Annotated in this window: 14 protein-coding genes and 1 pseudogene; 6 read left to right on the top strand and 9 right to left on the bottom strand. The window is 67.7% G+C overall.

Annotated features, from left to right (window positions below; translation table 11 throughout):
• Positions 1 to 7: 7 nt before the first annotated feature.
• The gene (locus QE373_RS17035) at positions 8 to 1,435 is read right to left on the bottom strand and encodes a Do family serine endopeptidase (protein ID WP_309688802.1); all 1,428 of its coding nucleotides are present in this window, start codon (positions 1,433 to 1,435) and stop codon (positions 8 to 10) included.
• A 425-nt stretch (positions 1,436 to 1,860) separates the two neighbouring features.
• On the opposite strand from QE373_RS17035, the gene QE373_RS17030 reads away from it, so the two are divergent.
• Positions 1,861 to 2,841, top strand: coding sequence for a histone (locus tag QE373_RS17030; RefSeq protein WP_309688800.1), 981 nt, complete (start codon positions 1,861 to 1,863; stop codon positions 2,839 to 2,841).
• Between the two features lie 109 nt (positions 2,842 to 2,950).
• Positions 2,951 to 3,625, top strand: a pseudogene (locus QE373_RS17025) (hypothetical protein).
• Positions 3,626 to 3,635: 10 nt separating this feature from the next.
• Here QE373_RS17025 and QE373_RS17020 read toward each other — a convergent pair.
• Positions 3,636 to 3,992, bottom strand: coding sequence for a DUF1428 domain-containing protein (locus QE373_RS17020; protein ID WP_309688798.1), 357 nt, complete (start codon positions 3,990 to 3,992; stop codon positions 3,636 to 3,638).
• A gap of 105 nt (positions 3,993 to 4,097) precedes the next feature.
• Complete coding sequence (locus QE373_RS17015) at positions 4,098 to 4,313, bottom strand: hypothetical protein (RefSeq protein WP_309688795.1); 216 nt, start codon at positions 4,311 to 4,313, stop codon at positions 4,098 to 4,100.
• Between QE373_RS17015 and QE373_RS17010 the strand changes: the two genes are divergently transcribed.
• On the top strand, positions 4,312 to 4,884 hold the full coding sequence (locus tag QE373_RS17010; RefSeq protein ID WP_309688792.1) for an Ax21 family protein: 573 nt from the start codon (positions 4,312 to 4,314) through the stop codon (positions 4,882 to 4,884). The genes QE373_RS17015 and QE373_RS17010 overlap by 2 nt on opposite strands.
• Positions 4,885 to 4,980: 96 nt before the next feature.
• Here the strand turns inward: QE373_RS17010 and QE373_RS17005 are convergent, their stop codons facing one another.
• Positions 4,981 to 5,370, bottom strand: a complete 390-nt coding sequence (locus QE373_RS17005; RefSeq protein WP_309688790.1) for a DUF6165 family protein — start codon at positions 5,368 to 5,370, stop codon at positions 4,981 to 4,983.
• Between the two features lie 177 nt (positions 5,371 to 5,547).
• On the opposite strand from QE373_RS17005, the gene QE373_RS17000 reads away from it, so the two are divergent.
• Positions 5,548 to 6,246, top strand: coding sequence for a TorF family putative porin (locus QE373_RS17000; protein ID WP_309688787.1), 699 nt, complete (start codon positions 5,548 to 5,550; stop codon positions 6,244 to 6,246).
• 222 nt (positions 6,247 to 6,468) lie between these two features.
• Here the strand turns inward: QE373_RS17000 and QE373_RS16995 are convergent, their stop codons facing one another.
• Positions 6,469 to 6,951 (bottom strand): DUF1456 family protein, encoded by a 483-nt coding sequence (locus tag QE373_RS16995; protein WP_309688785.1) that lies wholly within the window; start codon positions 6,949 to 6,951, stop codon positions 6,469 to 6,471.
• Positions 6,952 to 7,075: 124 nt separating this feature from the next.
• On the opposite strand from QE373_RS16995, the gene QE373_RS16990 reads away from it, so the two are divergent.
• Complete coding sequence (locus QE373_RS16990) at positions 7,076 to 7,555, top strand: hypothetical protein (RefSeq protein ID WP_309688780.1); 480 nt, start codon at positions 7,076 to 7,078, stop codon at positions 7,553 to 7,555.
• A gap of 79 nt (positions 7,556 to 7,634) precedes the next feature.
• Complete coding sequence (locus QE373_RS16985) at positions 7,635 to 8,387, top strand: SDR family NAD(P)-dependent oxidoreductase (protein ID WP_057687427.1); 753 nt, start codon at positions 7,635 to 7,637, stop codon at positions 8,385 to 8,387.
• 88 nt (positions 8,388 to 8,475) lie between these two features.
• Here the strand turns inward: QE373_RS16985 and QE373_RS16980 are convergent, their stop codons facing one another.
• From QE373_RS16980 to QE373_RS16965, 4 genes are all read right to left on the bottom strand, one after another.
• Positions 8,476 to 9,357 carry an SPOR domain-containing protein gene (locus QE373_RS16980; protein ID WP_309688776.1) on the bottom strand — a complete coding sequence of 294 codons (882 nt, stop codon included), beginning with the start codon at positions 9,355 to 9,357 and terminating at the stop codon, positions 8,476 to 8,478.
• Between the two features lie 20 nt (positions 9,358 to 9,377).
• The gene (argS, locus tag QE373_RS16975) at positions 9,378 to 11,066 is read right to left on the bottom strand and encodes an arginine--tRNA ligase (RefSeq protein ID WP_057687429.1); all 1,689 of its coding nucleotides are present in this window, start codon (positions 11,064 to 11,066) and stop codon (positions 9,378 to 9,380) included.
• A gap of 135 nt (positions 11,067 to 11,201) precedes the next feature.
• Entirely contained in the window at positions 11,202 to 11,909 is a 708-nt protein-coding gene (gene radC / locus QE373_RS16970) for a DNA repair protein RadC (RefSeq protein WP_309688774.1), read from the bottom strand.
• Between the two features lie 59 nt (positions 11,910 to 11,968).
• Complete coding sequence (locus QE373_RS16965) at positions 11,969 to 12,613, bottom strand: response regulator transcription factor (RefSeq protein WP_309688772.1); 645 nt, start codon at positions 12,611 to 12,613, stop codon at positions 11,969 to 11,971.
• Positions 12,614 to 12,712 lie beyond the last annotated feature (99 nt).

The raw sequence follows: 12,712 nt of genomic DNA, 5'->3' as shown, positions 1-12,712 counted from the left end.
CATGCCATCAGCGCATGACCAACTGCCCCCTGGCATTACCCCGCACGATGCGCAGCACCAACTGCTGCGGCGGCTGCTGGAAGTTGGCCCGCCAGCTGGCGAGGTCGGTGAATTCACCTGCGCTGGCCTCGGTCACGATGTCGCCCTTGGCAAGGCCGGAAGCGGCAGCGCGGCTGCCGCGGGTGACCTCGTTGACCAGCACCCCGCTGAGCCCGGACTGGCGCAGCGACTCGGGCAGGTCGACGAAGGTGGCACCGCCCAGGCGCGGGTCCAGCGTGTCGCCACTGATCGCGCGCGCCTGCTCCTTCAACGTGGCCTTGACCTGTACCGGCTTGCCATCGCGACGCAGTTCCAGGGTCATCGCGCTGCCGACCGCGGCCAGTCCTTCGATGTTGTGCAGCGCCTGCGCGCTGTCCACGCGCTGGCCGTTGGCGGTCACCACCACGTCGCCGGCGCGCACGCCCGCCGCCGCTGCGGCCGATCCTGCCAGGACCCGGCTGACCAGCGCACCGCGCGCTTCGCTCAGGCCCAGGCCCTGCGCCAGCTGCGGGGTCAGGTTCTGGCTTTCGATGCCCAGCGTGCCGCGCACCACCACCCCATGCTTGACCAGCTGGTCGACCACGTTGCGTGCCAGGTTGGACGGAATGGCCAGCCCCAGGCCGATGTTGCCGGCCATGCTGCCCTGCGGGTTGAAGCTGGCGGTGTTGATGCCCACCAGCTGTCCCTGCAGGTTGACCAGCGCGCCGCCGGAGTTGCCCGGGTTGATCGACGCATCGGTCTGGATGAAGTTCTGGTAGCCCAGCCCGCGGATGCCGCTGCGGCCGACGGCCGACACGATGCCCGAGGTCACGGTCTGGGTGAAGCCGAACGGATTGCCGATGGCGACCACGAAATCACCCACGCGCAGCTGGTCGCTGTTGCCGAGGGTGATGCCGGTCAGGCCCTGCGCGGGGATGCGGATCAGCGCAATGTCGGTGTCCGCATCCGAACCCAGGAATTCGGCCTTCACCGTGCGTCCGTCGGACAGGGTGACCTGCACGTCGTCGGCGTTGTCGATGACGTGGTGGTTGGTCAGCACCAGGCCTTCGGCGGCGTCGATGATCACCCCTGAACCCAGTGATTCGTTGATGCGTTCCTGCGGCACGTCCGGGAACAGGCGGCGGAAGAACGGGTCTTCGAAGAAGGGATTGCGCACCCGCACCACCTGCTTGGTGTTGACGCTGACCACGGCCGGGGTGACCTTCTCCAGCATCGGTGCCAGCGAGGGAACCGGCTGCCCGGCGACCGCAGCGGGCAGCGCGCTGGTGGCCGGGATGGTGATCGGCGCCGGCGCTGCTTCGGCGCGGTTGTCCAGGTGTGCATTGATGCCGCTGGCGACGAAGCCGCCGAAGGCTGCGGCCAGTGCGAGCGTAAGCAGGGTCGGAATCGGTCGCATGGGAATCGGTGTCCGGGCAGGAAGGTGGAGTCGAGCGCACTCGAGGGTGGAGGCGAGCGCCGCAGGGAGCTGCGGCAGGGCCGCGGAAGTGTCTCCCGCGCTGGATAAACATGCCATGAAAGAAACCGGCTGGCACAGCGGAAGTTGCGCAGTTCCGCGCAAACCCCGCTGCCGATGTCGTATCGGAAAGCGGACGTGCAGGATCGCGGCGGCGGCGCGCAGCGACGTCCGCAGTGCGCGACCATCGCTGCGAAACCCCTTGAAAACGAGGGTTTTCAACTTGCCGTGCACGTCGATGGCGGCGCGCGACTGAAGCCACCATCGCCGCGCGCGCTTGCGCCTGCGCAGTTTCCCGTTCCACGATGCACCTTGCCGGTATAGCATCGCCTCCGTTTTGACATTCCAGCCCCCCAGGAGGGCAAATCATGAGCAACGGTAATGGTGTGACGACGACATTGAGCGAGACCGTCGAGACTGTAAAGGAAGCTGCAACCAACGTTGGCGAGACCATCGCCCACACCGCCGAAGACGCGGTGGCTGCGGTCAAGACCACCGCCAAGCGCGTGCGCAAGGCGGCCACCACCCGCGTGGTCGCCGCCAAGAAGGCCGTTGCCAACGTCGAGAAGACCGTCGCCAAGAAGGCTGACAAGGCCGCCAAGTCGGTGGGCAAGTCGATCTCCAAGGCCAAGCAGAAGCTGGAAGCGGCCAAGCAGAACGCACAGGCCGAAGCGGCCGCGTTGAAGAACGTCGTCGCCAAGAAGAAGGCCGCCGCCACCAAGACCGTTGCCAAGAAGGCTGCCGCAGTGAAGAAGACCGCAACCAAGAAAGCTGCCGTAGCCAAGAAGACCGTCGGCAAGAAGGTCGCCGTGGCCAAGAAGACCGCGACCAAGAAGGCCGCTGTTGCCAAGAAGACCGTGGCCAAGAAGGCCGCTGTCGCCAAGAAGACCGTCGGCAAGAAGGTCGCCGTGGCAAAGAAGACCGTCGGCAAGAAGGCAGCTGTCGCCAAGAAGACCGTTGGCAAGAAGACCGCGGTTGCCAAGAAGACCGTCGCCAAGAAGGCGGCTGTTGCCAAGAAGACCGTCGGCAAGAAGGCCGCCGTTGCCAAGAAGACCGTTGCCAAGAAGTCGGCTGTCGCCAGGAAGTCCGTCGGCAAGAAGGCGGCTGTCGCCAGGAAGTCCGTCGGCAAGAAGGCTGCTGTCGCCAAGAAGGCCGTCGGCAAGAAGACCAGCGTCGCCAAGAAGGCCGTTGCCAAGAAGTCGGCAGTTGCCAGGAAGGCCGTTGCCAAGAAGACCACCGGCGCCCGCAAGGCCGTTGCCAAGAAGGCAGCACCGGTGAAGAAGGCCGCCCGCAAGGCGCCGGCCAAGAAGGTCGCCACCCGCAAGGCCGTGACCAAGCGCGGCAAGTAAGCGCGCTGGGCGTCCCCTGTCGCCGGCTGGCGGCAGGGGATGCCGATGATGATGCGCCTGCACACACGTGGCAGGGCATCATGGGGGCCTCGCCCAGGAGCACTCCCCCATGCGTGGTCTCGATTTCAGTTCATGGCAGGCCGTGCTGTCCACCCTGGGTGGACTGGCCATCATCACCCTGCTGGGCGTGGGTATCCGCCTGCTGGTGATGCAGACCCTGCAAGCGCGCCGCGAGCGCGAAAACCGCCAGATCAATGAACGGCTGCGCACCTTGATGGCGGCCTACAAAGTGCTGGGCGGATCCTTCACCGGCGATCTGGGCGTCGATCCTTCGCACCTGCGCCAGCTGCGCGAACGCGCACACCAGCAGGGCATCGTCGAACCCGGCTAGGACCGTTCGCGCCGCATCCGCGATGCCGTGGAAGCGGCGCTGTCGGACATCCTGCTGCTGGGCACCGATGACCAGGTGCGGCTGGCCGCGCATGCCGCCACCGAACTGGCCCAGGGGCGCCCCGTGCACACCCATGCACTGGTGGTCTCGCTGCGTGACTTCATCCGTGAGGCGCTCGACCTGGCCCCGATTCCCACGGGCCTGGAGATTCCGCACCAGGGGCCGACACGTCCGGCCGCAGGCGGTGCGGCGAAGGGCCGTGCCGATGCGGGCGAACGCGGCGGCAAGGCCGGCGGCGGCGGTGGCGGCGCAGGCATGGGCGCGATGGGCGGCCTGGGTGCCGGCATGGCCGTCGGCACCCAGGCCACCGACGACACGCCCGAAGCGCGCTGACCAGGCCGCGTTACGGTAGCTCGACGATCGGCGTGAACCCGCCGAAGATCATCCGCTGTCCGTCGAACGGCATCGGGTTGTTGGCCGGGTCCATCCGCGGGTCGTCCATCATCTTCGCCATGCCGCTGTCGCGGGTGGCCTTGTCCGGCCACTCCACCCACGAAAACACCACGGTCTCGTTGTCCTTGGCGCTGACCGCCCGGTAGAAATCCGTGGTCTTGCCGTGGGGTACGTCCTCGCCCCAGCATTCGACCACCCGCGTCGCGCCCAACTCCAGAAATACCGGGTCCATGCTGCGCGCGTGGTCGATGAACGCCTGTTTCTTGTCCGTGGGTACCGCCAGGACGAAGCCGTCGATGTAGCTCATTGCCTGTTCTCCGGATGGCCCGCGGATGCGGGACCTTCATGGGTATGACGAATCAAAAGCGTGCAAAACGACATGGGATGGCGCCATCAGCCGCATTCAGGCTGTTTACGCCCGGCCAGCGTCGCGGCGCGTGAAAGCCGCGAGCACATCGGTAAATGAAAGGCGCGCGCGTGTGCCTGAAAAGAGCTGAATAGCAGCCAAAAATCGCTTTCCTGCTTTCAGGATGGGGTTAGGTCGAAAAACGGAAACTTTACATACCCCGATGCGATGGCGTGCCGACGCCGCTGCAACAAAACCAGAAAGACAAGAGGTTGTACCCATGAAGAATTCCCTGATTGCCCTGGCTCTGGCCTCCGCCCTGCCGTTCGCTGCTTCGGCCGCTGACAACCTGTCCTACAACTACGCCGAAGGCAACTACGCCAAGACCGATGCCCAGGGTGGCGAAGCCGAAGGTTGGGGCGTCAAGGGCTCCTACGGCGTGCTGCCGAACATGCACGTGTTCGGTGATTTCAGCCAGCAGGATGTGGCCGGCTCGTCGGACCGCTTCAACCAGTGGCGCGTGGGTGCGGGCTACAACGTCGAGATCGCCCCCTCGACCGACTTCGTTGCGCGCGCTGCGTACAACAAGTACGACGCCAAGCCTGGCCTGAACTTCAATGGCTACAGCGCTGAAGCCGGTATCCGCACCGCGTTCGGCGAGCATGCCGAGGTCTACGCGATGGGCGGCTACGAAGACTACGCCAAGAAGAACAACGTCAATCCGGAAGGCCAGTGGTACGGCCGCCTGGGTGCACAGGTCAAGTTGAACCAGAACTGGGGCATCAACGGCGACCTGAAGATGAACCGCGACGGCAACAAGGAATGGTCGGTCGGCCCGCGCTTCAGCTGGTAATTCCGCAGCGGCATGCCTCACGCATGCCGTGTGCTTGAACCAACAGGCCCGGCATTGCCGGGCCTGTCTGGTTTCCGGGGCCGCGCCGCGCGCTGCTCATTCGCCCTGGTACTGCTTCTCTTCCACCAGCGCCGAGCCGGCCACCCGGTTGATCTCGTTCTTGACCTGCACGCGCTCACCGTTGGTGCCGTAGACACCGCGTGCCAGCTGCACGAAGGCATCGTCGAACACCTGTGCCGCTTCCTTGTCGCGCAGCTGGTCCTGGATTTCCCACATGCGCTCGTTGATCGCCTTCAGCTGCTGCTTGAGCGCGTCCAGTGCCGGCTGGTTGCCACGCTGGGCCTCGAACAGCGGCAGCAGGCCATCCAGTTCGGTGCGCACGTTGGCCAGTTTGTCCGCATCGTCGATGCGCTCGGCCTTGATTTCCAGGATGGTGATCTTGTCGATCAGCTCACCGATCGATACAGGGGTCAGGATCGCGTCCACGCAGGTGCTCCGTTCAACAGGCCTGCATGATAGCGCGCAGCCACCGGGCCGATGCGAGGGCAGGCTTTACGCAGGCTTTGCGCGCAGGGGCCCCGGGCACCCTCGATCGCTTACGCGGTCCGCGCCCAGACTGCGCAGCTCCGGCGGCAGTGCCGCCCAGCAGACAAGGGTGATGGAATGAAGTGGCACGTACTGCGCGGTGTCGGCGTGGCCGGCGTTATGGCAATGGGCCTGGTGGCCGTGGAAGAGGCGAAGGCCGATGTCAGCGGCAGCCTCGCGCTGGCAAGCGACTACGTCTGGCGTGGCAGCTCGCAGACCGGCGAAGACCCCGCCGTGCAGGCCGGCGCGCGCGCCACGCATGCCACCGGGCTGTATGCCAGCCTGTGGGGATCCAACGTAGCGTTCGAACCGGACATCGGCGCACGCAGCGAGTTCGATGCCGTGTTGGGCTGGAGCGGCGAACTGGCCCCGCACTGGAGCCTGGACGCCACGGCGACCCGCTATCTGTATCCATCCACCGGCCGCGCCCTGGACTGGACCGAGCTGTCGGCCACGGCGACCTTCAGGCAGCGCGCCTGGCTGCAGCTGGCGCACTCGCGCGACGCGCTGGCCGGCGGCCATCCCGGCACCTATGCGCAGATCGGCGTGCGCCTGCCCTTGTCAGGCGCTACGCGTCTGGAAGCGGCTTATGGCCATTACGCACTGGCACGTGCACAGGCCCGCGACTACCAGCACGTGCAGCTCAGCATGGTCCACGCCATCGCCCCGCAGTGGGAGCTGCGTGCCACCGGCCACGCGACCGACAACGCCGCCCGCCACCTGTTCCCCGGCAACGCCGGCACCCGGCTGGAGGTGGCCCTGCAGGCAACCTTCTGATCCCGGCGAATGTCGCCGAGCTTCCTCAGAATCCCGCCGAGCACGGCTCGGCGCTACCGACGCCGGGAAACCGTCCGGGGGCGGGCGGGGTGGGGGTGCGGGGCCTTGAGCGGCAGGAGCCGCGAAGAGCTACAAGGACGTACTTGCGCGTGCCCCGCACCCCCACCCCGCCCGACCCCTCCACCGTATGCACCTGTTGCTCCGAACCCAGAAGCGCGCGACTCAGCCGTTCGAAGCTGCACCGCGCACGCGCAGCACCAGGCCCTTCAGGAAGTACCGCATCAACTGGTCGCCCGCCTTGCGGAAGTGCTTGTGGTCGCGCTGGCGGAACACCGCGCTCAGCTCCGGCTTGGACACCGCAAAGCCCGCCGCCTGGAAAATCTCCTGCAGGTCCACGTCGCGCAGCTGGAAGGCCACGCGCAGCTTCTTCAGGATCAGGTTGTTGTCGATCCGCGTCTCGATCGCACGCTGCGGCTGGCTCTCGTCGCGCCCGCGCAGGTGTACGATCAGGCCGTCCAGCACGTGCGCCAGCGCCTCATCGCTGCAGGGCTCGGCACCGGCTTCGTTGTCCGGCTTCAGCCAGGCGTTGACCTGCTCGGCCGTGACCGGGAAGGCAGGTTCGGCCAGCTCGCACAGCACCACCACGTGGTTGTCGCTCAGGTCCAGGGCAAAGCGCAGGCTGCGCAGCACATCGTTGTTGATCATTGTCTTCCACACCGCCGGCAGGGAGCGCCGGGACCTGCATTGTACCGTCCGCGTCGCTGTCATCCTGCGGTCATCGAACTGCAGCACAGTGCGCCCCTCGACCCCTGAAGCAGGATTGCCCGCCATGCGCCCCTGGATTCCCCTGCTGCTGGCCGTGCTGCCGGTCGCCTGCCCGGCGGCGGCGCAGGACCGCTACGTGCCGCTGGAACAGCGCCTCGACCCCGCGCGCCTGGCCGACGTCGGCCTGACCCCGGACCAGCTGCAGCAGCTGAACGGCCTGCTGCGCGATGCCCAGGCACACGCGCCGGTCGCAGCCGCCGCGCCGCCCACCGCGCGCGCCACGCCGCCTGCCGCCGCCCCGATGTTCATCGGCCTCGACGACGGCCCGATCAAGGCGCATGCCACCGGCAGCATCAGCGGTTGGCAGCCGGGCACGCTGTTCACCCTCGACAACGGCCAGCAATGGCAGGTGCTGAAGGGCGAAATGACCCTGCGTCGCGCGCTGCAGGACCCGCCCATCGAAGTGGTGCCCGGCATCGCCGGCCGCTGGTTCCTGCAGGTCGACCCGGACCTGCCGAAGGCGCGCGTGTTCCGCGTGCGCTGAGCGCGGGCGACCGATCCGGCAAGGCAGGCGGCGGCCGACAGTGACAGAATAACGGCCTGGATCTTCCTGGAGTTGCCTGATGACCCGTACCGTCCTGATCACCGGCGCCACCTCCGGCTTCGGTGCTGCCGCCGTCCACCGCTTCGCGAAGGCGGGCTGGAAGGTGATCGCCACCGGCCGTCGCGGTGAGCGCCTGCAGCCGCTGGTGGACGCCTACGGTGCCGACCAGGTGCACGCGGCGGTGTTCGATGTCCGCGACGCGGTCGCCATGGAAGCGGCGCTGCTGGCGCTGCCGCCGGCGTTCGGTCAGATCGACCTGCTGGTGAACAATGCCGGCCTGGCGCAGGGCACGCTGCCGGCCCAGCACGCCAAGCTGGAAGACTGGCGCACCATGATCGACACCAATGTCACCGCGCTGGTCACGTTGACCCATCGCCTGCTGCCGCTGCTGGTGGAGCGCAAGGGCGCGATCATCAACATCTCCTCGGTGGCCGGGGTCTATCCGTATCCGGGGGGCAATGCCTACGGCGGCACCAAGGCCTTCGTCAGCCAGTTCTCGCTGGGCCTGCGTTCGGACCTGCACGGTACCGGCGTGCGGGTGACCACCATCGAACCGGGCATGGCCGAAACCGAGTTCACTGTCGTGCGCACCCACGGCGACCAGGCCGCATCGAACAAGCTCTACACCGGCGCCAACCCGATGACCGCCGAAGACATCGCCGAGCAGATCTACTGGGTCGCCAGCCTGCCGCCGCACCTGAACATCAATCGCCTCGAACTGATGCCGGTCAGCCAGTCGTATGCCGGTTTCCAGGTGGCGCGCGAAGGCTGAGGCCGCGCGGCGAGCCACCCGCTGGCGCATGAAAAAGCCGGGCACTGCCCGGCTTTTTCGTTGACGCGCTCTGCCGCTGCGGCGGGCCTTACTGCGCCTTGATCGCCATCGCCTGCAGGCCGGTTCCATCCAGCTTCTGCTTCGCCTCGGACAGTTCACCGGCGGTGCCATACGGGCCCATGCGCACGCGGTAAACGGTCTTGCCGTTGATCTGCGCCGATTCCACCCGCGCCGCCAGCCCGATCATCGCCAGCTTCGCCTTGGTGGCCTCGGCGTCGCCGGACGCGCCGAACGCGCCGGCCTGCAGGATGTAGCGCACGTTGCTGTCGACCGGGGCGGCCGCCGCAGCAGGCGTTGCCGCTGCCGTCGTCGGTGCGCTGGTTGCCGCCGCCGGCGGCGTCGCCGTGCTGGCCGGGGCAGCGGGGCGCTCGCTCAACGGCGCCGGAAGCGCGGTCGTGCGCACCGGCGCGGTGCTTGCCACCGTCGCCGTGGCAGCGGTGGTGGTGGATGCCGTGGACGCCGGCGCCGGCGCCGGCGCGGCGGCCGGGACCGGCTTGCCTTCCAGTGCGGCCTGCGCACGCTGCGCCTCGCTGCGTGCCAGGCGCTGTTCCTCGGCGCGGGTGCTGGCGGCCAGCTCGGCGTCGGACATCTCCACTTCCTTGCCCGGCAGCAGCGTGTAGAAATCGTACTGGGTTGCCGGTGGCTTGGCCGGGGTGGCCGGCTTGGCCGCCGCAGGCGTTTCCACCTGCGTACCGACATCCCCTTCGGCTTCTACCACCGGCGCCGGCTGGGCGTTCGGATCCGGGCGCGGACCTGCCCGCAGGAAGCCATCGGCATCTCCCTTGAACAGGTTCGGCGCGGCCAGGAACACCACGGCGGCGATCGCCACGCCGGCGACCAGCCACACCCACCCCGGCGTTCCCTGGCTGCTGTTGCGCCGTGCCTGACTCTTGCCGCGTCGTGCTGCCATGTCTACTGCTTCTCCAATGCTTACATTTTTTCCGGGGCGCCCACGCCCAGGAGTTCCAGGCCATTGCGCAACACCTGGCGCGCTGCGCTGGCCAGGGTGAGCTTGGCATCGCGGTCGGCGGCATCTTCCACCAGCACCGGCGTCCCGTGATACCACGTGTGGAAGGCGTGCGCCAATTCACGCAGGTACTGCGCCACCAGGTGCGGTTCAAGCGCGATGCCGGCCGCTTCCACCACCTCCGGGTAACGCGAGATTTCGTTCATCAGGTTCAGCGATGCGTCGTCCTGCAGGGTGCGCAGCGCCGCCAGTCCCTGTTCCTGCGAATACACCAGGCCCTTTTCCTGCGCCTGGCGATGCAGGCTGCAGACCCGGGCATGGGCGTACTGCACGTAGAACACCGGATTGTCGTTGCTCTGCTGGCGCGCCAGGTCGATGTCGAAGGTCAGCTGTGAGTCCGGCTTGCGCGCGATCAGGAACCAGCGCGTGGCATCACGCCCGGCTTCGTCGATCAGATCGCGCAGGGTGAAGTAGCTGCCGGCCCGCTTGGACAGCTTCACTTCCTCGCCGCCACGCATCACCGTCACCATCTGGTGCAGCACGTATTCCGGCCAGCCCTGCGGAATGCCCACGCCCATCGCCTGCAGGCCGGCACGCACGCGCGACAGCGAGCCATGGTGGTCGGCACCCAGTTCCGTGATGGCGCGCTCATAGCCACGCTGCCACTTGGTCAGGTGGTAGGCCACGTCGGGCACGAAGTAGGTGAAGGTGCCGTCGGACTTGCGCATCACGCGGTCCTTGTCGTCACCGAAATCCGTGGAGCGCAGCCACAGCGCGCCGCCCTCTTCGTACGTATGCCCGGAATCCTGCAGGCGCTGCACCGCTTCGGCGACCTTGCCATCGTTGTACAGCGAGCTTTCCAGGAAGTAGATGTCGAAATCCACGCCGAACGCGGCCAGGTCCAGGTTCTGCTCGTTGCGCAGGTAGGCCACGGCGAAGCGGCGGATCGCGGCGATGTCGTCCGGATCCTTGGCGCCGACCACGGTGGTGCCTTCCAGGTCCACGCTGGCACCGCGCAGGTACGCGTCGGCCACGTCCTGGATGTAGTCACCGCGGTAGCCGCCTTCCGGCCAACCGGCGTCATCGGGCTTGATGCCCTTGGCCCGCGCATGGGTGGACAGCGCCAGGTTTTCGATCTGCACGCCCGCATCGTTGTAATAGAACTCGCGCTTGGCGTTCCAGCCGTTGGCATCAAGCACGCGCGCGATGCAGTCGCCGATCGCCGCGGCACGGCCGTGGCCCACGTGCAGCGGGCCGGTCGGGTTGGCCGACACGTATTCCACGCCCACGGTACGTCCGTTGCCGGACAGGTTGCGGCCGTAGTCGTTGCCTTCCTTGATCACGCTGGCCGCTTCGCGCTGGAACGCGCTGCCGGCCAAGTGGAAGTTGATGAAGCCGGGGCCGGCGATCTCGACCTTGCTGACGTCTGCGCTCTGCGGCAGCGCGTCCAGCAGCGCTTGGGCGATCGCGCGCGGGTTGCTGCGCGCGGCCTTGGCCAGCAGCATGGCGGCATTGGTGGCGAAGTCGCCATGCTCGCGGGTCTTCGGGCGTTCAACCACGAACTCGGGCGGAATCGAGTCGGCGGGCAGGGTGCCATTGGCGCGCAGGGCTTCGATGCCTTGGCTGATCAGGGCGCGGAGGAGATTTTTCACGTGGCCTGCTGTGAAGTGCGGCGGAATCCCCCATTTTAGCCGATCTGCCCTGCCACGGCAGACGCAGGTGATGGCCGCGGCGGGCCTCAGCCCCGCTGCCGGGCTGGAGGGCGCGCCGGCAGGGCCTGCGGCAGCTCAGCGCCGCGGCGGTAGGGCGCTGGCCGGGCCGAGCCAGCCCCGTTCAGCAAACGACACCGGCGCGCCTTCACCGATCACCAGATGATCCAGCAGGCGGACATCCAGGTGGGCCAGCAAGGCCTGCAGTTCAGCGGTGGCCTGGTGGTCGGCGGCCGACGGTTCGGCGTCCCCGGAAGGGTGGTTGTGGCTGACGATCACCGCGGCCGCGTTCAGCGCCAGCGCCCGGCGGACCACTTCGCGCGGGTAGATCGACGCGGCGTTGACCGTACCCTGGAACAGCTCTTCATACGCCAGCAGACGGTGCTGGTTGTCCATGAACAGGGCCGCGAAGACCTCGTTCGGACGCCCGCGCAGGCGGTGCTGCAGGAAGCGGGCGGCCACCGCCGGTGACTGCCCCACGCAGTCGCCGTGGACCAGCTGGGCAGCGAGATGCCGTTGCGCCAGTTCCATGGCCGCCGCCAGCGCGCAGCTGCGTGCCGGCCCCAGCCCGGGCAGCCGGGCCAGCTGCGGGGCGGGCAGGTCCAGCAACCTGCGCAGCGGGCCATGCTGGACCAGCAGGTCTCGTGCGGTCTGCACCGCATCGCGTCCGCGCGTGCCCGAGCCGAGGAAAATGGCCAGCAGTTCCGCATCGGACAGCACGCCGGGGCCTTGCGAGAGCAGGCGTTCGCGGGGGCGTTCCGGTGCGGGCCAGTCATGGATCGTCATGGCCCCCAGTGTGGCCGGGCACGCGGCCGCGGCCCATGGGACAGATCCAGCACGGCGTGTCAGGAGGGGCGCGAGCCCTTGATCGGGTAAGTGCGCAGGAAGGCGTGGAGCTCGTGGTTTCCGGTCAGCCCGAGTTTGCGCATCGCATCGGATTTCTGCCGGCTGACGGTCTTCGGACTGCGCCCCCGCTGCTGGGCGATCATGCTGAGGTTCATGCCGCGACCGAGGCCTTCCAGCACATCACGCTCGCCCTGCGACAACGACGCCGGCGTTGCCCGGTGGGCCAGGTCGCGGGCTTCGAGATGCGAGCGCAGGTGCTGGGAAACATAGGTCTGGCCGGCGGCGGCGCTGCGTACCGCCTGTGCCAGTTCGTCGAAGTCGGCGGCCTTGTCCAGCGCACCGTGCACCCCGCAGCGCAGCAGGGTGATCAGCACGGTGGGGCTGGCGGTGCCGGTCAGGACCACCAGCGGCAGCCAGGGGTGCGCCACGCGGATGCAGTCGAGCAGCTCGGGTCCATCGGGGCCCTTGCCGGGCATGGTCAGGTCGGTCAGCACCACGTCGCACGGTTGGCGGTCGAGCAGCGCGAGCAGGTGGGTGCCCCCGGAGGCTTCGCCGACCACATCGATGTGGGCGTTCTCCAGCACCACGCGTGCGCCATGCAGGATGATCGGGTGGTCGTCGGCAATGATGGTGCGGATGTACACGGTAGGGTCCTGCAGTACGGCGGAGCAGGTCCCGGCAGCCGCTTGATGCAAGCGGATGACGCGACAACTGGCATCGTTAAATGCTGGCATACATGTACT

Source organism: Stenotrophomonas sp. SORGH_AS_0321, from assembly GCF_031453215.1.
GTDB classification, from domain to species: domain Bacteria; phylum Pseudomonadota; class Gammaproteobacteria; order Xanthomonadales; family Xanthomonadaceae; genus Stenotrophomonas; species Stenotrophomonas chelatiphaga.
The sequence above is the reverse complement of the archived record's forward strand: the minus strand, read 5'-3'. Positions and strand labels throughout refer to the sequence as shown.